This is a genomic window from Paraburkholderia nodosa (assembly GCF_001718195.1).
Lineage (GTDB): Bacteria > Pseudomonadota > Gammaproteobacteria > Burkholderiales > Burkholderiaceae > Paraburkholderia > Paraburkholderia nodosa_A.
The window spans coordinates 40,823-62,537 of the sequence record NZ_MCNV01000027.1 but is presented as its reverse complement, the minus strand read 5'-3'; the positions used below and the strand labels follow the sequence as shown (position 1 = coordinate 62,537).

Here is a 21,715-nt window from a genome sequence, read left to right as displayed (position 1 = left end):
GCCCCGTTGGAACCAACGATATCACGCGAGATCTATCGCGCTGTGTCAAAACCGCCAGCAAAGTGCGACAAGCGTTTCTGCTTGTTACGTCAGACGTATACGTCAGACGAACGCTCCGGCGAGGCGTTCCAGCACGCTGGAGCGCAGCGCTCAGTGCAGCCGCAGCATGCTCGGGAAGCCGATGCGCGCGGGCGGAATCATCTGGTCGCCCGGCACCGTGGTTTCCGACGCGCCCGTGGGCGCCGCGGCGCCGGCCGGGCCTTCCAGCGTGGCCGGGGCGGTCGTTGCGCCGTTGGGGTTGGCGGGTGCCATGCTGGCCGCATTCGGGGTGGCCGCAGGCGCAGTGCCCGAAGCGGGCACTGCCGCACCGGCAGCCGCACCCGAAGCGGGGGCCGCCGCGCCCTCGTCGGTGTCGTCGTACTTCGGCAGCGGCGCGCCATCGCCGTAATCCGGCAGATTGCTGTTGCCCGACGACGCGCGGCCGTCCGACAGCAGATAGCGGCGGCGCTGCAGATAGGCGTTGCGGATGAACGAGTACCTGTCGATCGCCGCGCCTTCGAGCAGGTCGCTCGCGCCAAGCAGGTTGGCGCGCGTGCTCACCACGTTCAGCCCGTAAAGGCCCCAAGACAGCGCGGCCGGATCCACATAGGTGAGCGGGTTGATGAAGTAGTTCGGCACGAGGCCCACGCCATCACGCACCGTGCTCGGACCGAACAGCGGCAGCACGAGGTATGGGCCGGGCGGCACGCCATAGTGACCGAGCGTGAGACCGAAGTCCTGGTTGTGCTTGGGCAGCTTTGCGAGCGTCGCGACGTCGAACAGACCGCCGAGGCCGAAGACCGTGTTGATCACGATCCGCATGATGTCCTCGACGCCATCGGTGATCTTCAGCTGCAGGAAGTTGTTCGCGGCGTTGTACACGTCGCCGATGTTCGCGAAAAAGTTCGTCACGCTGTCGCGCACGGGCTGCGGCGTCACCTTCACGTAGCCCTGCGCCACCGGCTTGAGCGCGTACGTGTCAACCTTGTCGTTGAACGTGTACACCGTGCGGTTGAACCCTTCCCATGGATCTTCCTTCGATGGCGTCTGCACCGTCGAACAACCCCCGAGTGCAAGCGCTGCGACGCCAAGCGTAATGGCGCGCATGCGTATGGTCGTCATTCTTTTTCTCCTTCTTATTGGGCCGCCGAAGCCGCCGGTGCAGGCGCCTGAGCCGGTGCGGGCGCGGGTGCTGCAGCAGGCGCCGCATCCGTGCTCGCGCCGCTGGACGGCTTCGCGGCGCCCGAATCGGCCGCCTTGCTATAGAGGAACTGGCCGATCAGGTTCTCGAGCACGATGGCCGACTGCGTCATCGAAATGGTGTCGCCGGCCTTGAGCATTTCCGAATCGCCGCCCGGTTCGAGGCCGATGTACTGCTCGCCGAGCAAACCCGACGTCAGGATCTTCGCCGACGTGTCCTTCGGAAACTGGTACTGCTGGTCGAGGTTGATCGTCACCAGCGCCTGATAGGCGTTGGAGTCGAAGCCGATCGAGGCCACCCGGCCCACGGTCACGCCCGCGCTCTTCACCGGCGCGCGCGGCTTGAGGCCGCCGATATTGTCGAACTTGAGCTTCACCGGGTAGGTGGACTGGAACGACAGCGAACTCATGTTGCCGGCCTTCAGCGCAAGAAACAGTAGCGCGATAAAGCCCAGCACCACAAACAGACCGACCCAGAAGTCGAGAGCATTCTTTTTCATCGTCATCCCAATGAGAATCCATTGCGGCGTCGCTCCTGTGCGCGCCGCGCGGCCGGGTCGCTGCCCGGCGTCTTTAGCTGAACATCAGCGCGGTGAGCAGGAAGTCGAGGCCGAGTACCGCGAGCGACGCGTACACGACCGTTTTGGTGGTCGCGCGCGACACGCCCTCGGGCGTGGGCTTCGCCTCATAGCCCTGATAGAGCGCGGTGAACGTCACGGCGAAGCCGAACACGATGCTCTTCATCACGCCGTTGCCCACATCGGTCCAGACGTCCACGCCGCCCTGCATTTGCGACCAGAACGCGCCGGCGTCCACGCCGATCAGCAGCACGCCCACCACGTAGCCGCCCAGAATGCCGACTGCGCTGAAAATAGCCGCGAGGATCGGCATGGCGATCACGCCTGCCCACATGCGCGGCGCAACCACTACGCGCACGGGGTCCACCGCCATCATCTCCATGGCCGTGAGTTGCTCGCCCGCCTTCATGAGGCCGATCTCGGCCGTGAGCGAGGTGCCCGCGCGGCCCGCAAACAGCAGCGCGGTGACGACGGGCCCGAGCTCGCGCACGAGCGAGAGCGCGACCAGCAGCCCGAGCGCCTGCTCGGAGCCGTAGCGGTTGAGCGTGTAATAGCCCTGCAGCCCGAGCACGAAGCCCACGAACAGGCCCGACACGGCAATGATCAAGAGCGAATAATTACCGACGAAGTGGATCTGCTTCGTGACAAGACGCGGCCGGCGCAGCAACGGGAAGAATTCGAGGACGAGGCGCACGAAAAAGCGCGTGGCATGCCCCGCGCGCGCGATCGTTTCGAGCACGGTGCGCCCGATCGAGCTGATGGCGCCGATCATGAGCGGCCTCCGCCAATGCCGAAGTCCGCTTCGAGCGGCAGGTTCGACGGGTAATGGAACCGGAACGGGCCGTCCGGCGCGCCGTCGATGAACTGGCGCACGATCGGGTCGGTCGAGGCGCGCAGCTCGGCGGGCGTGCCCTGCGCCTGCACCCGGCCGTTCGCCATGAAGTACACGTAGTCGGCGATCGCGAACGACTCGGGCACGTCGTGCGTGACGAGGATCGAGGTTGCGCCGAGCGCGTCGTTGAGCGTGCGGATGAGGTTCGCGGTGATGCCGAGCGAAATCGGGTCGAGACCCGCGAATGGCTCGTCGTACATCATCAGCTCGGGGTCGAGCGCGATGGCGCGCGCGAGCGCCACGCGCCGCGCCATGCCGCCGGAAATTTCCGAAGGCGCGAGGTCGCGCGCGCCACGCAGGCCGACGGCGTTGAGCTTCATGAGCACGAGGTCGCGGATCAGCTCTTCGGGCAGGTCGGTGTGCTCGCGCAAGGCGAAGGCGACGTTCTCGAACACCGACATGTCGGTGAAGAGCGCGCCGAACTGGAAGAGCATGCCCATCTTGCGGCGCAGGGCGTAGAGGCCGTCGCGCGATTGCGCGCCGACGTCCTGGCCGCCGAACAGCACCTGGCCGCGCTGGGCGCGAACGAGGCCGCCGATTAAGCGCAGCACTGTCGTTTTTCCGCCACCAGAACCGCCCATGACTGCCACGACCCGACCGCGCGGGAAGCGCATGTTCAGGCCGGACAGGACGAGCCGGTCGCCGTAGCCGAAGTCGACGTCGCGCAGCTCCAGTAGGGTCTCAGAGGTTGAGGGCACGTGGTCTGACAGTCCATTTACACGAAGGCGGGATTATAGGGCCATCGTGGAAAACCTGCCGTGACGCCCCCGGACCCGCCGATGTAAGCCGCAAGCGCCCGCTGCTGCGGGTTGCGGCCCCCTTGGCCCCGGGTCGCGCACGCGGCGCAGCCCGATGCCAGGGCGGACCATTATTGCGTAAACGCGTTGCGCAATGCAGCAACCGCGGCAGCCGGGTCGGCCGCCTCGGTCACAGCACGCACCACCGCCGCGCTGCCGGCGCCCGTGGCGAGCACCTCGGGCAGCACATTGTCGTCGATGCCGCCGATCGCCACCATCGGCACGACGCCGTCCAGCAGCTTCACGTAGCGGGCAAGACGCGCGAGGCCCTGGGGCGCCGTGGGCATGGCCTTGGTCGTGGTGGCGAACACGGCGCCGCACGCGAGATAGCTCGGACGGAAGTGAAGCGCCGTGAGCATCTCGAAGTAGCCATGCGTCGAGAGGCCAAGACGTACGCCCGCCGCCGCGATCGCGCCGAGGTCGGCTTCGCGCAGGTCTTCCTGGCCGAGGTGCACGCCATAAGCCCCGGCCGCGACGGCCTCCTGCCAGTGATCGTTGATGAAGAGCTGCGCGTCGTGCTTGCGGCCCGCCGCAACACAGCGCTCGATTTCGTTCGTGAGCGCCGGCGACTTCGGCTGCTTGCTGCGCAACTGCACCGTCTTCACGCCATAGTCGAGCACGCGCTCAACCCAGTCGGCCGTGGGCAGTACGGGATACAAGCCAAGCTTCGCGGGACACGGCGCAAACGGCTGTGCGGGCGCGTCGGGCAGGCCCAACACCCGCGGAAAACGCTCGATGTCGACGGGCCAGGCGTCAGCCTGCTGCTCGTCGCCGTCGCGCCAGGCGAGCGCGAGCACGAGCGCGTCGTGCGGATCGAAACCGCAGTCGAGGAACGCCGCCAGCGCCGGGATCCAGTCTTCCGCCAGCTCGCCTTCGAGCGCGTAGCGCTCGCCGCCCAGATGCAGCGTGGCGCGCGCCGCCTTCGGGTTTTCGCCCGCGGCTTCGATCACGCCCGCGCCGTCGGTCATCCAGCGCGCGATGTTGGCCAGATGCGGCGCCGCGTCGGTCACGATGATCAGATCGCCGCCGTTGGGCGCGTCGGGCGGCGTGAGACAGATGCGCCACGGCGCATGCGTGGGCTGCCAGTCGCCCAGGCGCGCGCGGATGCGCTCCGCCGTTTCGGTGAGTTCGTCGGCGGGCGGCCAGAACAGTTCGCGGTCCTGCAGGCGCAGCGTTTCAGTCATCGCTTGTCTCCATCCTGGTGCCAGAAAGGCATGCCGACCACGGGTGTGCTCGCGACCGCTGCTTCGCGCTCGGCCATCGGTCCGGCGAGAAACGCGGCGCGCCCCGCCTCGACACCCAGCGCGAACGCGCGCGCCATCGCCTCGGGGTGCGTGGCCTGCGAAACGGCCGTGTTGAGCAGCACGCCGTCGAAGCCCCACTCCATTACCTGGCACGCGTGCGAAGGCACGCCCAGGCCCGCATCGACGATGAGCGGCACATCGGGCAAGCGCTCGCGCAGCACGCGCAAGCCGTAGGGGTTGATCACGCCCTTGCCGGTGCCGATCGGCGCGCCCCACGGCATGAGCGCCTCGCAGCCGGCGTCGAGCAGACGCCGGCCGATCACGAGGTCCTCGGTGCAATACGGCAGCACCTTGAAGCCGTCCTTCACGAGGCGCGACGCGGCCTCGATCAGGCCGACCGGGTCGGGCTGCAGCGTGTAGTCGTCGCCGATCAGTTCGAGCTTGATCCAGTCGGTTTCGAAGACTTCGCGCGCCATGTGCGCCGTCGTCACCGCCTCGTTGACGGTGAGGCAGCCCGCCGTGTTCGGCAGGAGCGGCACGCCGTGGCGCTTGAGCAGATCGAAGAAGCCGGCCTCGGCGGTGCCCTCGTTCATCTGGCGGCGCAGCGCGACGGTGATCATGCCGGGGCGCGCGGCAGCCATGGAGTCGGCGAGCGATTGCAGCGACGGATAGCGTGACGTGCCGAGCAGCACGCGGCTCGCGAAGGTTTCGCCGTAGAGCGTGAGCGCGTCGGCAGTGGTTGTGGTGGTCATGGGTCGGAATCCTTGGCGGTGTCGTGAACGCGCTCGCCGTGTATGCGATGCGCGCGACCGGTGGCCTGGGCGAGCGAGGCTCAGCCGCCGGCCACGGGGCTCACGACGTCGAGGCGGTCGCCCGCCTGGAGCGAGCGCGCGCCATGCTGGGTACGCGCCACGAAATCGCCGTTCAACGCGACGGCGAACGGCGGACGCGCGCCGAATGCGGTGAGCGCATCGGCGACAGTCGCGCCCTCGGGCAGCGTGATCGGCTTCTGGTTGATTTGAATGTCCATGGCAAATACGTTCTCAAACTGCGGATTATTTCTGGTGAGGCGTCAGGCCGGCTCGTGCGCGCCCTGCGCGTGCAGCATGTCGCCCCATCGCGACGCGCGGCGCAGCGACTCGAAGGATTCGGCATCGCTCACACGGGCATCGAGCAGCGCCTGGGCGAAGCGCGCGGCTTCGTCGGCGACTTCCGGCGCGATCATGAAGCCGTGCCGATAGAGACCGTTCACACGCAACGTGGTCTTGCCGTCCCAGATGAGCGCCGGGCGGTGGTCGGGCAGCGTCGGGCGGCACTGCGTGTTCAACTCGAGGATGCGCGCTTCGCCGAACGCCGGATGCACCGCGAACGCCGCGCTCAGCAGTTCGAGCGCCGAGCGCACGCTCACGGGCGAACGATCCTCGCCTTCGATCTCGGTCGCGCCGATCACGAAAACATCGTGTTCCTTGGGCGCGATATAGAGCGGATAGCGCGGATGCAGGAGCCGCACCGGGCGCGTGAGCGTGATGCCCGGCGCGTGCACGCGCGCGACTTCGCCGCGAATGCCGCGCAACCCCGGCAGCGCAGGTTTGGCGCCCAGCCCGCGGCAATCGATCGTCACGCGCGCGGGCGGCGGATTGGCCTCGTCGACCGTGGTGTGCCAGTGGGTTTCCACGCCGCGCGCAGCGAGCCCCGCCGCCAGAGCGGCCAGGGCCTGGCGATTGTCGAGCTGGCCCTCGCCTTCGAGCAGCCAGCCGCGCGCGAAGCGCCCCGCGAGCGCCGGTTCGGCGGCGTCGAGCTGCGCACCGGCGAGCGCGACGAAGTTGGCATCGGCGAGAGAACGCGGCGCGTTGGCGCGCACGCGGCGCTCGAAGAGCGGCGCTTCGGTGCGATCGGCGCTATGCCAGACCACGAGCGTGCCGTTGCGCTGGAAGAACACGGGCTCCGGCAACTCGGCCAGAATGCGCGGCCAGGTTTCGAGCGATGCGACGCCCAGCTCGGTAATGAGCATTTCGGCGACGGCAGCCTCCGCGAGCGGCGCGAGCATGGCCGCCGCGACCCAGGCGGCGGCTTCGCCGCCTTCGGGGCCGCCGCGCTCGTAAAGCGCGACACGATGGCCCTCGCCGGCCAGACGCCATGCGACGAGCCGGCCGCTCAGGCCGCCGCCGAGCACGGCGAAGTCGGGCACGCTGCCCACGTCAGGGTTGCGGGCGCGGCTCATGACGATGCTCCGTCACGCAAGGCGAACGGCAAGGCGAACGCGATAAGAATCGGGGAACAAAGAGAATAGGCGGTCATCGTATCCTTTCCGTACGGCAGCAGCAGACGTACCCAAGGACGAAACCGGCTGGCAAGGCCGACCGTGGAGGCTATGCGGCGCAAACGGCCCGATACGGAATGCGTATACGAACCCAGGCGCCCAAAGCGCAGCCCGGCGGGAATCCTGGCGCCCCCGCCTTTTCAAAACCCAGGCTGGGCGCTCCGGTAAGACTTTCTGGAAACTTCCCGCGCCGGTATTACCCGGATCGGGTGCAAAGGGTTTCTCTCAGCCTCACTGGCGGCATGCCCGGCATACCGGTGAAGCACCCCTGTTTCGTCAACGACGATTAGACCACAAAACGCGCGCGGCCCGCAAACCTCGGCGGAACCGGGGGGCGTGGTCTGGCACAATGCCCTGAACCCGCCTCTTTCGCCTCGCGAGCCCGCGCGGTGAGACAATGAGCGCCACGCTACGGCGGCGCCAGCGTGCGCTTTTGTCTCCACGCCTCGCGCCGGTTTTGGCTCCGCCTGTGGCCCGTTAAGACTCACTTAAGCGCCCGACGACAGAATCGCTGCAACGCTGCCGCCGTGCGGCGCGCGGCGCATGCCCCCAGCGGGCCGCCACACCTTCAGGACGCACATGACCAACCAACCTGCCCGCGCCACGCCCGATCAGAACGAGCATCAGAAGATCACCGCGTGGAGCCTGATCAAGCCCTACTGGGTCTCCGAGGAACGCTGGATCGCCTGGGGCCTGCTCGTCGCGATCATCGTGATGAACCTGCTCGTCGTGTGGATCAACGTGCGCCTGAACGGCTGGAGCGCGGAGTTCTACAACGCGTTGCAGGCCAAGGACGTCAAGCGCTTCCCGCCGCTGTTGATGACCTTCACCGAACTGGCGTTCGGCTTCATCATCCTCGCGGTGTATGGCCGCTATCTGCGCCAGATGCTCGGCTTTCGCTGGCGTCAGTGGCTCACCACGCGGTTCCTGAACGAGTGGCTCGGCAAGGGCGCGTTCTACCGCATCGAGCGCGACCGCCTCGCCGACAACCCCGACCAGCGGATCAGCGACGACCTCCAGTCGTTCGCCACGACCACGCTCTCGCTCACGCTCGACCTGCTCTCGACGGTCGTCACGCTCATCTCGTTCATCACGATCCTGTGGACGCTCGCGGGCGCGCTCACCGTCACGCTGGGCGGGCAGCCGCTCGCGATTCCGGGCTACATGGTGTGGGCCGCGGCGCTCTATGCCGTGTTCGGCTCGCTCGTGATCCAGAAGGTCGGCCACCCGCTCGTGTCGATCAACTACCAGCAACAAAAGGTGGAAGCGGACTTCCGCTTCGGCCTGATCCGCCTGCGCGAAAACGCCGAGCAGATCGCCCTCTACGACGGCATGGACACCGAGCGCAGCAACGCGCAGGGCCTCTTCGCGCACATCAAGGACAACTGGTGGCGCGTGATGAAATACACGAAGCGCCTCACCTTCGTGCTGAGCTTCTACGGCCAGATAGCCATCATCTTCCCGCTCGTGGTGGCCGCGCCGCGCTACTTCGCGGGCGCCTTCACGTTCGGCGTGCTGATGCAGATCTCGCAGGCGTTCGGCACCGTGAGCGACTCGTTCTCGTGGTTCATCAACAGTTACTCCACGCTGGTCGAATGGCGCGCTACCGTGAATCGTCTGCGCGAATTCGTGCGTGTGGTGCACTCGCCGCGTCTGAAGGAATCGGTCTCGCCCGCCACCGAGCACGGCGGCATCAACCTGCACTTCATCGACAACAACGAGCTCGCCACCGAGCATCTCAAGCTCTCGCTGCCCAACGGCACGCCGCTCTCGGAAGTGCGCGACATCGCCATCAAGCCGGGCTCGCGCTGGCTCGTGCGCGGCCCCTCGGGCGCAGGCAAGAGCACGCTGATGCGCGCGCTCGCGGGCCTCTGGCCCTTCGGCGAAGGCTCGATCGACGCGCCTGTCGATGCGCGCATGATGTTCATCCCGCAGCAGAGCTATCTGCCCATCGGCACGCTCAAGGCAGCGCTCACCTACCCGTCGCCTGCCGACGACTACAGCGACGAAGACTGCCGCGAAGCGCTGCGCGCCTGCCGCCTCGAAGAGTACGTGGATCGTCTCGGCGAATCGGCGCACTGGACGCGCGTGCTCTCGCCGGGCGAGCAGCAACGCCTTGCGGGCGCGCGCGTGCTGCTGCACAAGCCCGACTATCTGTTCCTCGACGAAGCGACGAGCGCGCTCGACCCCGACAACGAAAGCCGTCTCTACAAGCTGTTCATGGAACGTCTGCCCAAGGCAGCGATCGTGAGCGTCGCGCACCGTGAGTCGCTCGCGGCGTACCACCACGAAACGCTCGAGATCGAGCGCATGCCCGAAGAGCGGGTTGCCGCGTGAGCGCAAGCGCGCTGCGCGTCGTGCTGATCACGGGCGCGGGCTCGGGCATCGGCGCGGCGCTCGCGCGTCGCCTCGCGGCGCCGGGTGTAGCGTTGATGCTGCACACGCGCGGCGCGGATGAGGCATCGCGCGCCCGGCTCGCCGCCGTTGCCGCCGGGTGCGAGCAGCGCGGCTCGACCTGCGCCACCGCGTACGGCGATCTCGCGCTGGCCGGCCAGGCGAGCGCGCTCGTGGACGCCACGCTCGCGCGCTTCGGCTCGCTCGACCAGCTCGTCGCCAACGCCGGGCACGCGCAGCGCCAGACGCTCGCCGCGCTCGACGCCGCGTCGCTCGAAGGCGCTTTCGCGGCCATGCCTGCCGCGTTCGCCGGGCTCGTGCAACGCGCGCAGCCGGCGCTGGAACGCTCGGCGCGCGCCCGCGTGGTCGCGCTGAGCTCGTTCGTCGCGCACCGCTACCGCGCCGGCGCGCCCTTCGCGGCCACCGCCGCCGCGAAGGCCGCGCTCGAATCGCTGGCGAAAACCGCCGCGGCAGAACTGGCGCCGCACGGCGTGACCGTGAACTGCGTCGCGCCCGGCTATACGCGCAAGGACAAGGGCCCCGCGCCGGAAAACGCGGCGGTGTGGGAGCGTGCGGCACAGGAAACACCGCTCGGCCACGTGGCCGATCCCGCCGATGTCGCCGAACTCATCGCCTTCCTGCTCTCGGATGCCGCGCGCCACATCACCGGCCAGGTGATTCATGTCGATGGCGGGCTCACGCTCTAGCGCCTTGCGGTTCCCGCGCGCCATCGTTCGCTCGCTATCGAACTAAACCCGAACTAAATATCGGAATACAACGATAGCCGGCGCCCCCAAATTGCCCCTCGCCTCAGCGCGGTTTCGCACCGTAAAATACCCCTCCAGCACACCGGAGACGGGCGGCGTCGCACCGCACAGCCCGCCAGCGTCAAGCGCACACGCCACCCAACGCGTCTGCGCCAGCCGGGTCGCTTGCGCAGCACGCGCCGCTCAGCCCGGTTCGTTGCGCGCACAACAAATATGGGGGAAGACACGCGATGGGCTACTTTCACTGGTTCACCGAGTTGAACGCGCGCGAGCGGCGCACGCTTTATGCGGGATTCGGCGGCTACGCCGTCGACGCGTTCGACTTCATGATCTACTCGTTCCTGATCCCGACGCTCATCGCGACCTGGGGCATGACCAGGAGCGAGGCCGGCATGATCGCGACCAGCTCGCTGATCTCCTCGGCGATCGGCGGCTGGCTCGCCGGCATCCTCGCCGACCGTTACGGCCGCGTGCGCGTGCTGCAGTGGACCATCGCCACCTTCGCGCTCTTCACCTGCCTCTCCGGCTTCACGCATTCATTCTGGCAACTGCTCGCCACGCGCACGCTGCAGGGCATCGGCTTTGGCGGCGAATGGACGGTCGTCACGATGATGATGGCCGAAACGATCCGCTCGCCGCAGCATCGCGCGAAAGCCGTGGGCACGGTGCAGAGCAGCTGGTCGTTCGGCTGGGGCGCGGCTGCCATACTGTACTGGGCCTTCTTCGCCCTGCTACCCGAGGAATACGCGTGGCGCGCGTGCTTCTGGATCGGCATCGTGCCTGCGCTCTGGATTCTCTATGTGCGCCGCAACGTGAGCGATCCCGACGTGTTCGTCGCCACGCGCCGGGCGCGCGAAAGCGGCGCGGTGCAAAGCCACTTCATGCAGATCTTCGCGCCCGCGCATCTGGTCACCACCCTGCTCGGCAGCGCGCTGTGCACCGGCATGCTCGGCGGTTACTACGCGATCACCACCTGGCTGCCCACCTACCTCAAGACGGTGCGCCATCTCTCGGTGTTCAACACGAGCGGCTATCTGATCGTGCTGATCGTGGGCTCGTTCACGGGCTACATCGTCGGCGCGATCCTGTGCGACAGGATCGGCCGGCGCGCGTCGTTCATCCTGTTCGCCATCGGCTCGTTTGCGCTCGGCATGGCCTACACCATGCTGCCCATCACCGACACCGCCATGCTCCTGCTCGGCTTTCCGCTCGGCATCGTCGTGCAAGGCATTTTCGCGGGCGTGGGTGCGTACCTCTCGGAGCTTTACCCGAACGCGATCCGCGGCTCGGGCCAGGGCTTCTGCTACAACCTCGGACGCGGGCTCGGCTCGTTTTTCCCCATTCTCGTAGGCGCATTCGCGCAAACCACCTCGCTCGTGAAGGCGATCGGCGTGGTGGCCGGCGCGGGCTATCTGCTCGTGATCGTCGCGGCGCTGTGCCTGCCGGAGACGAAGGGCAAGACGCTGACCGAGGAAGTGCCTGCTGCCGGGAGCGAGCGTCTGCGGAGTCCACTGCACGATGAGCGCGAACATGCTGCAATACCGACCGTCCCTCCCTGTTGTGCGACCGGCATGAAAACGATCGTCCTCGGCGCCGGTGTGATCGGCGTCGCTACTGCGTACTATCTGAGCGAACGAGGCTGCGACGTCACGGTCGTCGAACGGGAACCGGGCGTCGCGCTCGGCACGAGCTTCGGCAACGCCGGCGTCATCGCGCCCGGCTATGTCACGCCGTGGGCCGCGCCCGGCATGCCCGCGAAGCTCATCAAGTATCTGCTCAAGCCGACCTCGCCGCTCATCTTCCGTCCCACGCTCGACGCCGCGCAGTGGCGCTGGATCGCGCGCTGGCTGCGCGAATGCGATCTCGCGCGCTTTCGCGTGAACAAGCAGCGCATGCAGCGGATCGCCTATTACAGCCGTGAATGCCTGCACGCGTTTCGCGCCACGCACGCGTTCGAGTACGGGCGCAGCCAGGGCTATCTGCAGCTCTTTCGCAGCGACTACGACCTCGAGCTCGCGCAACCGGCGCTCGGCGTGCTGCGCGATGCGGGCATCGTCTATCGCGAACTCGATGCCGCCACGTGCGCGCAGGTCGAGCCGGGGCTTGCGTGGTCACGTGTGAAACCGGTGGCGGGCGTCTATCTGCCGGAAGATGAAGCCGGCGACTGCGCACGCTTCACGCGCGAGCTGCGCTCCGTCTGCGAATCACGCGGCGTCACGTTTTTGTTCGATACCGAAGTGCTCGCGCTCGAAGCCGCGGGCGGCAGGGTGAACGGCGTGCGCGTGCGCGCCGTGCCCGGGCGGCGCACGGCCAACAACCGCAAGGACCGGCGCGAGCAGCGCCGCGCGCCGGCCGAGGTGCTGCGCCCGGCCGAGCGCAGCGAGCCCACCGACGACACGCCCCACACGCTCGCCGCCGACGCCGTGGTGGTCGCCCTGGGCGTGGAGAGCGCGGCGCTCGTCGCGCCGCTTGGCGTGCGCGTGCCGTTGTATCCGGTGAAAGGCTATTCGGCCACGCTGCCCGTGGTCGACGAGCAGAAGGCCCCGCGCGCCGCGCTCATGGACGAGTCGCTCAAGACGGCGATCACGCGCTTCGGCCCGTATCTGCGTGTGGCGGGGACGGCGGAACTGGGCGACCACCGCGCGACGCTGCGCGAGCAGGCGCTGCAAACGCTCATGAAGGTGCTCGACGACTGGTTCCCGCACGCCGCGACGCCTTCGTCGGCGCAATTCTGGGTGGGGCGCCGGCCGATGGTGCCGGACGGCGCGCCGCTGCTCGGCACGTCGGGCGTGGATGGCCTGTGGCTGAACGTCGGGCACGGCTCGACGGGCTGGGCGATGTCGATGGGTTCGGGCCGCGTGCTCGCGGACCTCGTCACGCAGCGCGCGCCGGAAATCGATCTCGATGGATTGACGCTGGCGCGGTATCGCCACTAAGCGTCGGTCGAGACTCCAACGCAGGGCGACACCTCAATCGAGCGCGACGCTCGCCAACGCCTCGTAGCGCGCGCCCTGCCTCGCCAGCGTGCTCGAATACAGCACCAGCGACTCGAAGCACAACGGCGGCAGCGCTTCGCCGCCGCTTGGCGCCGGCGCGCCCACGGCGTCGCGCGCGAAGCGCGCGAGCGTCACGTGCGGACGGAACGCTCGTGCGTCGAGCGGCAATCCCACGTCTCCCATGAGTGAGCGCACGTGCCAGTCGAGCGCCGTGAACGCATCCGACATCGCGAGCACGGCCACCATGAGGCGCGGATGGGCGCGTCCCGGCCAGCATTCGATATGCGTGACTTCAGCGGGCGGGAGGAGCGGCGCGTGCTCGGCGAGGCGCCGCGAGAGCACGTGTCCCTGGTCGAACGACATTGCGCCGATGAACGTCACTGTCAGATGGAGTTGCGCATAGGGCACGCGCCGCGCATTGGGCGGCACGTCCAGCGCGGCGAGCGCATCGCGCGACGCCGCAGTGGGCGAAAGCGCGATGAAGCAGCGCCGCCATTGCTGCGTGTCACGATCGGTCTCGCGGGCTTCGGACATGATCGGCGGGCCTCGTTCGGTCGGGCAATCGCGTCATGGTAATCCTCTCGCGCGCAGACGTAAAAAAGCCGGGTCATCCTTGCGGATGCCCGGCTTTCTGGCTTCGTGTCTCCTGCCGTCTCCCGTGCGTCCCAGCGAATAGCGGGACACACCGGATTTAACGCGGCAACTCCGAGCTGCCCATCAGGTACGCATCGACCGAGCGAGCGCATTGACGGCCCTCACGGATCGCCCACACCACGAGCGACTGGCCGCGGCGCATGTCGCCGGCGGTGAAGACCTTGTCGACCGACGTGTAGTACGCCTTCTCGCCCTCGGTCGAGGCACGCACGTTGCCGCGCGCATCCTTCTCGACGCCGAATGCTTCGAGCACCGGCGAAACCGGCTGCGTGAAGCCCATGGCGAGCAGCACGAGATCGGCCTTCATTTCGAATTCCGAGCCTGGCACTTCGACCATCTTGCCGTCCTTCCACTCCACACGTGCGGCGATCAGCTTCTCGATCTTGCCGTTCTTGCCTTCGAGGCGCTTGGTGGCGACCGACCAGTCGCGCGAGCAGCCTTCGTCATGCGACGACGACGTGCGCAGCTTGATCGGCCAGTACGGCCACACGAGCGGCTTGTTCTCTTCCTCGGGCGGCTGCGGCAGCAGTTCGAACTGCGTGACGCTCTTCGCGCCGTGACGGTTCGAGGTGCCCACGCAGTCGGAACCCGTATCGCCGCCGCCGATCACGACCACATGCTTGCCCTTGGCGAGCAGCTGGTTCGGCAGCTTGTCGCCGGCGTTGACCTTGTTCTGCTGCGGCAGGAACTCCATGGCGTAGTAGATGCCTTCGAGTTCACGGCCCGGCACCGGCAGGTCACGCGGCGTTTCCGAACCGCCTGCGATCACCACGGCGTCGAACTGGTCCTTCAGTTCGTCCGGCGAGATCGTTTCCTTCGCCGTGTTGCCGATGTACGCAGGCAACTCGCCACGGCCGATGAACACGTTGGTGCGGAACGTCACGCCTTCGGCCTCCATCTGCCGCATGCGGCGGTCGATCAGCCACTTCTCCAGCTTGAAGTCGGGGATGCCGTAGCGCAGCAGGCCGCCGATACGGTCGTTCTTCTCGAACACCGTCACGTCGTGACCGGCGCGCGCGAGCTGCTGTGCGGCGGCGAGGCCCGCGGGGCCCGAACCGACCACGGCAACCTTCTTGCCCGTCTTGTGCTTCGCGACTTGCGGCGCGACCCAGCCTTCGGCCCAGGCCTTGTCGATGATCGCGTGCTCGATCGACTTGATGCCGACCGGGTCGTCGTTGATGCCGAGCGTGCACGCCGCTTCGCAGGGCGCCGGGCAGATGCGGCCCGTGAACTCGGGGAAATTGTTCGTGGAATGCAGGACGTCGATCGCGCTCTTCCAGTCCTGGCGGAACACGAGGTCGTTGAAGTCCGGAATGATGTTGTTGACCGGGCAGCCGTTGTTGCAGAACGGGATGCCGCAGTCCATGCAGCGTGCGCCCTGGATCTTCGCGTCGGCGTCGGAGAGCGCCGCCACGAATTCCTTGTAATGCTTCACGCGCGTGAGCGGTGCTTCGTACGCCTCATGCTGGCGCTCGAACTCGAGAAAACCGGTTGCCTTACCCATAGGGTTCTCGTCTATCTCTATCTATTCGGTGAGGGGACCGCGCCCGCCGCCGCTTCAGTGAGCGCGGCGGGCGCTTCGTCTTCGTTCAGTCGTCGTCTTGCGGATCAGGCGGCCAGTTCTTCCTGGTTCGCCTTCTTCGCGCCGAGTTCGCCCAGTGCGCGCTTGTATTCCGTCGGGAACACCTTCACGAACTGGCGGCGCGCCGCATCCCAGTTCTCGAGCAGCGCCTTGGCGCGCGTCGAGCCCGTGAACTGGAAGTGACGCTCGACGAGTCCCTTGAGCAGCGCTTCGTCGGTCTGGCCCGTGTGCCACAGTGCGCGGTCCACAGTGCGCTCCTGTTCGGCCTGCTGCAGGACCGGGTCGAGCGCGACCATCGACTTGTTGCACTTGCCGGCGAAGGTGCCGTCCGGGTCGTACACGTAGGCGATACCGCCCGACATGCCCGCCGCGAAGTTACGGCCCGTTTCGCCGAGCACGACCACCGTGCCGCCCGTCATGTATTCACAGCCGTGGTCGCCCGTGCCCTCGACGATCGCCGTCGCGCCCGAATTACGCACCGCGAAACGCTCGCCCGCGACGCCGCGCAGGAAGGCTTCGCCTTCGAGTGCGCCGTACATCACCGTGTTGCCGCAGATGATGTTTTCTTCGGACTTGCCGCGGAAGTCGTTGGTCGGACGGATGATGATGCGGCCGCCCGAGAGGCCCTTGCCGACGTAGTCGTTGCCGTCGCCCACGAGGTCCAGCGTGATGCCGCGTGCGAGGAACGCGCCGAAGCTCTGACCCGCCGTGCCCTTCAACTGGATGTGGATCGTGTCTTCCGGCAGACCGTCGTGGCCGTACTTCTTCGCGACGACGCCCGAGAGCATCGCGCCAACCGTGCGGTTCACGTTGCGCACCGGCTGGATGAACGAGACGTGCTCGCCCGTTTCGATCGCCGCCTTCGCCTTCTCGATCAGCGTGTGATCGAGCGCGCGGTCCAGACCGTGGTCTTGCGTGTCGACGTGCTTCTTCGCGACTTCAGCGCCGACCGACGGCTGGTAGAACACGCGCGAGAAGTCGAGACCCTTCGCCTTCCAGTGCTCCACGCCACGGCGCGTGTCGAGCAGATCCGCGCGGCCGACCAGATCGTCGAACTTGCGGATACCCAGTTGCGCCATGATTTCGCGGACTTCTTCAGCGATGAAGAAGAAGAAGTTGACGACGTGCTCGGGCTGGCCCGAGAACTTGGCGCGCAGCACCGGATCTTGCGTCGCCACGCCGACCGGGCAGGTGTTCAGGTGGCACTTGCGCATCATGATGCAGCCCTGGACGACGAGCGGCGCCGTCGCAAAGCCGAATTCATCCGCGCCGAGCAGCGCGCCGATCACCACGTCGCGGCCCGTCTTCATCTGACCGTCGGCTTGCACGCGGATACGGCCGCGCAGCTGGTTCAGCACCAGCGTCTGCTGCGTTTCCGCCAGACCGAGCTCCCACGGCGTGCCGGCGTGCTTGAGCGACGAGAGCGGCGAGGCGCCCGTGCCGCCGTCGTGACCCGCGATGACGACGTGGTCGGCCTTGGCCTTCGCCACGCCGGCTGCCACCGTGCCCACGCCCACTTCCGACACCAGCTTCACCGAGATCGACGAAACCGGGTTCACGTTCTTCAGGTCGTGAATCAGCTGCGCCAGGTCTTCGATCGAGTAGATGTCGTGGTGCGGCGGCGGCGAAATGAGGCCCACGCCCGGCACCGAGTAACGCAGCTTGCCGATGTACTCCGAAACCTTGTGGCCCGGCAGCTGACCGCCTTCGCCCGGCTTCGCGCCCTGCGCCATCTTGATCTGGATCTGGTCCGCCGACGACAGGTACTCCGCCGACACGCCAAAGCGGCCCGACGCCACCTGCTTGATCTTCGAACGCAGCGAGTCGCCATCCTTGAGCGGGATGTCCTTGACGACTTCCGGCCCAATGATCGACTGCATCGTGTCGCCGTTCTTGATCGGAATGCCGCGCAGTTCGTTGCGGTAGCGCTTCTCGTCTTCGCCGCCTTCACCCGTGTTCGACTTGCCGCCGATGCGGTTCATCGCAACGGCCAGCGTGGCGTGCGCTTCCGTCGAGATCGAGCCGAGCGACATCGCGCCCGTGGCGAAACGCTTGACGATTTCCTTGGCCGGCTCGACGTCGTCGATCGAGATCGCGCGCGCCGGGTCGAGGCGGAATTCGAACAGACCGCGGAAGGTCATGTGGCGCTTCGTCTGATCGTTGATCAGGTGCGCGTATTCCTTGTACGTCTGGTACGAGTTGCTGCGCGCCGAGTGCTGCAGCTTGGCGATCGCGTCCGGCGTCCACATGTGGTCTTCGCCGCGCACGCGGTAGGCGTACTCGCCGCCCGCGTCGAGCATGTTGGCGAGAACCGGGTTGTCGCCGAATGCGTCGCGGTGCAGACGGATCGCTTCTTCAGCCACTTCGAACAGGCCGATGCCGCCCACCTTCGAGGCCGTACCCTTGAAGTACTTGGCGATCAGATCGTCAGCCAGACCGACGGCTTCGAAAATCTGCGCGCCCGTGTACGACATGTACGTGGAGATGCCCATCTTCGACATCACCTTGAGCAGGCCCTTGCCCACTGCCTTGGTGAAGTTGTAGACGGCCTTCTCGCCCGACAGGTCGCCCTTGAGGCCCTGCGCCATTTGCGCGAGCGTTTCCATCGCGAGGTACGGGTGCACGGCTTCCGCGCCGAAACCGGCGAGCAGCGCGAAGTGGTGCGTTTCACGCGCCGAACCCGTTTCCACGACGAGACCCGTGCTCGTGCGCAGGCCGTGCTGCACGAGGTGCGAGTGGATCGCCGAGGTGGCGAGCAGCGCGGGAATCGCGACGTTGTCGCGGTCCGCGCGGCGGTCCGACACGATCAGGATGTTGTAGCCCGACTTGACCGCATCGACGGCTTCCGCGCACAGCGACGCGAGACGCGCTTCGATGCCTTCCTTGCCCCAGGCCACCGGATAGCAGATGTTCAGCTCATAGCTGCTGAACTTGCCGCCCGTGTACTGCTCGATCGCGCGGATCTTCGCGATGTCCTTGAAGTCGAGCACCGGCTGCGACACTTCGAGACGCATCGGCGGGTTGATGTTGTTGGTGTCGAGCAGGTTCGGCTTCGGGCCGATGAACGACACGAGCGACATCACCATGTTTTCACGGATCGGGTCGATCGGCGGGTTCGTGACCTGCGCGAAGAGCTGCTTGAAGTAGTTGTAGAGCGTCTTGTTCTTGTTGGACATGACCGCCAGCGGCGAGTCGTTGCCCATCGAACCGACCGCCTCTTCGCCCGACATCGCCATCGGCGCCATCAGGAATTTGAGGTCTTCCTGCGTGTAGCCGAACGCCTGCTGACGGTCGAGCAGGGCGGCGGCTTCGGCGCGCGCGGTCGCGACGTCTTCCGCCTTCGGCTCGATCTCGTCGAGCTTGATGCGCACGGCGTCGATCCAGCTCTTGTACGGCTTGGCGTTGGCGAGGTTGTCCTTGAGTTCCTTGTCGTCGATGATGCGGCCGTGTTCCATGTCGATCAGGAACATCTTGCCCGGCTGCAGACGCCACTTCTTGACGATCTTCGACTCGGGGATCGGCAGCGTGCCGGCTTCCGACGCCATGATGACCAGGTCGTCGTCCGTGACGATGTAGCGCGCCGGACGCAGACCGTTACGGTCGAGCGTCGCGCCGATCTGGCGGCCGTCGGTGAACGCGATCGCGGCGGGGCCGTCCCACGGCTCCATCATCGCAGCGTGGTATTCGTAGAACGCCTTGCGGTTCTCGTCCATCAGCGTGTGCTGTTCCCAGGCTTCCGGGATCATCATCATCATCGCGTGGACGAGCGGGTAGCCCGCCATCACCAGCAGTTCGAGACAGTTGTCGAACGATGCGGTGTCGGACTGGCCCGGATAGATCAGCGGCCAGAGCTTCGGCAGGTCGTCGCCGAGCACGTGCGAGGCGATCGCGCCGGTACGGGCGTTCAGCCAGTTCACGTTGCCCTTCACGGTGTTGATTTCACCGTTGTGGGCGATCATGCGGTACGGGTGAGCCAGTTCCCACGCCGGGAACGTGTTGGTCGAGAAGCGCTGGTGCACGAGCGCCAGTGCCGACACCACGCGCTCGTCCTGCAGGTCGCGGTAATACACGCCAACCTGGCCGGCGAGCAGCAGACCCTTGTAGACGACCGTGCGCGCCGAGCACGACGGCACGAAGTATTCCTTGCCGTGCTTGAGCTTGAGCGCCTGAATGCGGTGGCTCGCGGTCTTGCGGATGATGTACAGCTTGCGCTCGAGCGCGTCCGTAACCATCACGTCCTTGCCGCGGCCGATGAAGATCTGGCGGATCAGCGGCTCGCTAGCCTTGACCGTGGGCGAGATCGGCATGGCGTGATCGACCGGTACGTCGCGCCAGCCCAGCACGACCTGGCCTTCTGCACGCACCGTGCGCTCGAGTTCCTGCTCGCAGGCGAGACGCGAGGCGTGTTCCTTCGGCAGGAAGATCATGCCGACGCCGTACTCGCCGAACGGCGGCAGCGTCACGCCCTGCTTGGCCATCTCTTCGCGGTAGAACGCGTCCGGAATCTGGATCAGGATGCCCGCGCCGTCGCCCATCAGCGGATCGGCGCCCACGGCGCCCCGGTGGTCGAGGTTCTCGAGAATCTTCAGGCCTTGCTGAATGATTTCGTGGCTCTTCTTGCCCTTGATATGGGCGACGAAACCGACGCCACATGCGTCGTGTTCGTTTTGCGGGTCATAGAGACCTTGCGCGGCGGGCACCGCGGCGCGCTGCTGGTGATCGTTCATGGGGACACCGTCAGAGTGGGGCCGTTGCCAGCCGTTGAATCCGTTTTCTTGATTTACGCCGCTTACGTGACCGCTGTACGGCGTTGCGCGGGTACTACGTGCTTCCCGCGTTATGCGCCCAGGAGAGCCGAAAGGCGAATATACGCGACGAATCAAGGGGATGCAAATAAAACGTGATGTTCGAACCCCAATTATCGAGTTGGTGCATTCGCACATTTTTTTATTGGGGTCATATTAAATTCGGGCAAAAGAAAACGGCATCCGGGGATGCCGTTTATTTCGTAAACACTTGATCCGAAAAGCAATCAGTGAGTGCCGGTGCCCGGCTTGCGTTCGTCGTGTTCCGAACTCGAACCGGAGGAGCCCCCGTTGCCGGAACCCTGTGAACCACCGGAATGGCCGCCCGCGCCACCCGGATTTCCACCCGATGTTGTAGCGGAACCACTCCCAGGGTGACCTCCTCCCTGCGTCGAGGTCGAGCCGGCCGGGTTGGCGCCGGCGTGCGAGGTAGAATGGGGGCCAGATTGAGTCGCGCCATGGCTCGCCGGCTGACCACCGGCCCCGCCCGATCCGGCCGCAGGCGTCGAAGCCGGGCTCGCGGTGGCCGCGGCGCCAACGGCGCCCGGCGTCGCCGCAGGCGTGCCTGGCGCCTCGCGCACCTTGCGCGGGCGCCCACGCGGCAGCGGCGAGACGCGCCGGTTCGCCGTGCGCGACGCCCAATCGCGGTACGTGTCGCTGCCGAGCACCCAGCCCTTGAGCGTGGCCTGCATGAGCTGTGTCGTTTCGCGTTCGTCGAGCACCTGCTCGCAGAGTTCGCGATACGCGCGCTGACGCTCGAAAGGCGTATTGCCGAGCGCCCAGTACAGCGGATGGTCGGTGATGAGGCTGTCGACGGTGAGGCCGATGTGATGCCGGTAGCTCGACCATCGATAGTCTTCGGGCGCCGTCACGAGGTGGCTGCGCACCGGTGCGAGCTCGACGACGCGGCTCGCCAGCAGGAAGAAGCGCTCGCCCTCGATGACCGTCGCGCGGTAGCGCCCCTCCCAGAGCGTGCCGCGACGCGCATAGCGCCGGTTGAAATGCGCCACGTAGCGCCGGCCGACCGCCTGCATTGCCTTGGGCAGGCTGGATTCGTCGGAAGGCGTGACGAGCAGTTGCACCGCGCCGGGCATCAAAACCCACGCATGCACCGCCAGATGATGATCGCGCGCCGCGGCCTTCAGGCAGTCGATGAACAGTTCGTAGTCCTGGTCATCGACGAACGCGGGCTGCTGATCGAGTCCGCGCAGGATCACATGCTGTGGCTGATCGGGAACATAAAGACGTGCAAGCCGTGCCATGCTCGATTTTCCTGGTTCCGTTGGTGAATACCCGCAGACCCGCCAGGCCCCACCAGCGCTAGTTCTCGCTGGCATGCGGCTTCGGCGGAAAGCTCGCGGCGCTTAGTAAAAAAGCTCTAACGGTCGCGTCTGGTTTGTTGCAAACGTTGTGTTCATAATGAGCGGGCCTTTCATGGAGGAGCAAT

General features: G+C 66.7%; 14 protein-coding genes, 2 pseudogenes and 1 riboswitch. Of the genes and pseudogenes, 4 read left to right on the top strand and 12 right to left on the bottom strand.

All coding sequences use genetic code 11. The features are described from left to right. Positions 1-150: 150 nt before the first annotated feature. The 8 genes from BFD71_RS31840 to BFD71_RS31805 form a co-directional block, all read right to left on the bottom strand. Positions 151-1,161 (bottom strand): MlaA family lipoprotein, encoded by a 1,011-nt coding sequence (locus BFD71_RS31840; RefSeq protein ID WP_069268247.1) that lies wholly within the window; start codon positions 1,159-1,161, stop codon positions 151-153. A gap of 14 nt (positions 1,162-1,175) precedes the next feature. Then, positions 1,176-1,739: an outer membrane lipid asymmetry maintenance protein MlaD gene (mlaD, locus tag BFD71_RS31835; RefSeq protein ID WP_069268281.1), complete on the bottom strand. Its 564-nt coding sequence runs from the start codon at positions 1,737-1,739 to the stop codon at positions 1,176-1,178. 73 nt (positions 1,740-1,812) lie between these two features. Further along, the gene (mlaE, locus tag BFD71_RS31830) at positions 1,813-2,589 is read right to left on the bottom strand and encodes a lipid asymmetry maintenance ABC transporter permease subunit MlaE (RefSeq protein ID WP_028206561.1); all 777 of its coding nucleotides are present in this window, start codon (positions 2,587-2,589) and stop codon (positions 1,813-1,815) included. Then, positions 2,586-3,407, bottom strand: a complete 822-nt coding sequence (locus tag BFD71_RS31825) for an ABC transporter ATP-binding protein (RefSeq protein ID WP_028206560.1) — start codon at positions 3,405-3,407, stop codon at positions 2,586-2,588. The genes mlaE and BFD71_RS31825 overlap by 4 nt, the downstream gene beginning before the upstream one ends. 170 nt (positions 3,408-3,577) lie before the next feature. Continuing rightward, a complete protein-coding gene (thiE, locus tag BFD71_RS39515; RefSeq protein ID WP_083245572.1) occupies positions 3,578-4,690 on the bottom strand; it encodes a thiamine phosphate synthase in 1,113 nt (370 codons plus the stop codon). Next, positions 4,687-5,502 (bottom strand): thiazole synthase, encoded by an 816-nt coding sequence (locus BFD71_RS31815; protein ID WP_069268246.1) that lies wholly within the window; start codon positions 5,500-5,502, stop codon positions 4,687-4,689. Before BFD71_RS31815 ends, thiE begins: the two co-directional genes overlap by 4 nt. Positions 5,503-5,582: 80 nt before the next feature. Next, positions 5,583-5,780 carry a sulfur carrier protein ThiS gene (thiS, locus tag BFD71_RS31810; RefSeq protein ID WP_069268245.1) on the bottom strand — a complete coding sequence of 66 codons (198 nt, stop codon included), beginning with the start codon at positions 5,778-5,780 and terminating at the stop codon, positions 5,583-5,585. Positions 5,781-5,822: 42 nt separating this feature from the next. Beyond that, positions 5,823-6,971 carry an FAD-dependent oxidoreductase gene (locus tag BFD71_RS31805; protein WP_069268244.1) on the bottom strand — a complete coding sequence of 383 codons (1,149 nt, stop codon included), beginning with the start codon at positions 6,969-6,971 and terminating at the stop codon, positions 5,823-5,825. Between the two features lie 264 nt (positions 6,972-7,235). Next, a riboswitch (TPP riboswitch) is annotated at positions 7,236-7,350 on the bottom strand. Between the two features lie 299 nt (positions 7,351-7,649). On the opposite strand from BFD71_RS31805, the gene BFD71_RS31800 reads away from it, so the two are divergent. The 4 genes and pseudogenes from BFD71_RS31800 (at position 7,650) to BFD71_RS39510 (ending at position 13,167) form a co-directional block, all read left to right on the top strand. After that, a complete protein-coding gene (locus tag BFD71_RS31800; protein ID WP_069268243.1) occupies positions 7,650-9,407 on the top strand; it encodes an ABC transporter ATP-binding protein/permease in 1,758 nt (585 codons plus the stop codon). Further along, positions 9,404-10,171, top strand: coding sequence for an SDR family NAD(P)-dependent oxidoreductase (locus BFD71_RS31795; protein ID WP_069268242.1), 768 nt, complete (start codon positions 9,404-9,406; stop codon positions 10,169-10,171). The genes BFD71_RS31800 and BFD71_RS31795 overlap by 4 nt, the downstream gene beginning before the upstream one ends. Before the next feature lie 290 nt (positions 10,172-10,461). Beyond that, positions 10,462-11,724: pseudogene (locus BFD71_RS31790) on the top strand (MFS transporter); the annotation flags it as partial. Between the two features lie 78 nt (positions 11,725-11,802). After that, positions 11,803-13,167, top strand: coding sequence for a D-amino acid dehydrogenase (locus BFD71_RS39510; RefSeq protein ID WP_083245576.1), 1,365 nt, complete (start codon positions 11,803-11,805; stop codon positions 13,165-13,167). A gap of 33 nt (positions 13,168-13,200) precedes the next feature. Here the strand turns inward: BFD71_RS39510 and thpR are convergent, their stop codons facing one another. From thpR to BFD71_RS31770, 4 genes and pseudogenes are all read right to left on the bottom strand, one after another. Then, positions 13,201-13,761 carry an RNA 2',3'-cyclic phosphodiesterase gene (gene thpR, locus BFD71_RS31785; RefSeq protein ID WP_069268241.1) on the bottom strand — a complete coding sequence of 187 codons (561 nt, stop codon included), beginning with the start codon at positions 13,759-13,761 and terminating at the stop codon, positions 13,201-13,203. Between the two features lie 157 nt (positions 13,762-13,918). Further along, the gene (locus BFD71_RS31780; RefSeq protein ID WP_069268240.1) at positions 13,919-15,385 is read right to left on the bottom strand and encodes a glutamate synthase subunit beta; all 1,467 of its coding nucleotides are present in this window, start codon (positions 15,383-15,385) and stop codon (positions 13,919-13,921) included. 104 nt (positions 15,386-15,489) lie between these two features. After that, entirely contained in the window at positions 15,490-20,190 is a 4,701-nt protein-coding gene (locus BFD71_RS31775) for a glutamate synthase-related protein (protein WP_069268239.1), read from the bottom strand. 650 nt (positions 20,191-20,840) lie between these two features. Then, positions 20,841-21,530, bottom strand: a pseudogene (locus tag BFD71_RS31770) (transposase); the annotation flags it as partial. Positions 21,531-21,715: the final 185 nt, after the last annotated feature.

Coding starts and splice junctions, on each gene's coding strand:
- BFD71_RS31815 (WP_069268246.1), bottom strand. CDS start 5,502: ATGACCACCACAACCACTGCCGACGCGCTCACGCTCTACGGCGAAACC.
- thiE (WP_083245572.1), bottom strand. CDS start 4,690: ATGACTGAAACGCTGCGCCTGCAGGACCGCGAACTGTTCTGGCCGCCC.
- thpR (WP_069268241.1), bottom strand. CDS start 13,761: ATGTCCGAAGCCCGCGAGACCGATCGTGACACGCAGCAATGGCGGCGC.
- mlaE (WP_028206561.1), bottom strand. CDS start 2,589: ATGATCGGCGCCATCAGCTCGATCGGGCGCACCGTGCTCGAAACGATC.
- mlaD (WP_069268281.1), bottom strand. CDS start 1,739: ATGAAAAAGAATGCTCTCGACTTCTGGGTCGGTCTGTTTGTGGTGCTG.
- BFD71_RS31805 (WP_069268244.1), bottom strand. CDS start 6,971: ATGAGCCGCGCCCGCAACCCTGACGTGGGCAGCGTGCCCGACTTCGCC.
- BFD71_RS31775 (WP_069268239.1), bottom strand. CDS start 20,190: ATGAACGATCACCAGCAGCGCGCCGCGGTGCCCGCCGCGCAAGGTCTC.
- BFD71_RS31800 (WP_069268243.1), top strand. CDS start 7,650: ATGACCAACCAACCTGCCCGCGCCACGCCCGATCAGAACGAGCATCAG.
- thiS (WP_069268245.1), bottom strand. CDS start 5,780: ATGGACATTCAAATCAACCAGAAGCCGATCACGCTGCCCGAGGGCGCG.
- BFD71_RS31780 (WP_069268240.1), bottom strand. CDS start 15,385: ATGGGTAAGGCAACCGGTTTTCTCGAGTTCGAGCGCCAGCATGAGGCG.
- BFD71_RS31840 (WP_069268247.1), bottom strand. CDS start 1,161: ATGACGACCATACGCATGCGCGCCATTACGCTTGGCGTCGCAGCGCTT.
- BFD71_RS39510 (WP_083245576.1), top strand. CDS start 11,803: ATGAAAACGATCGTCCTCGGCGCCGGTGTGATCGGCGTCGCTACTGCG.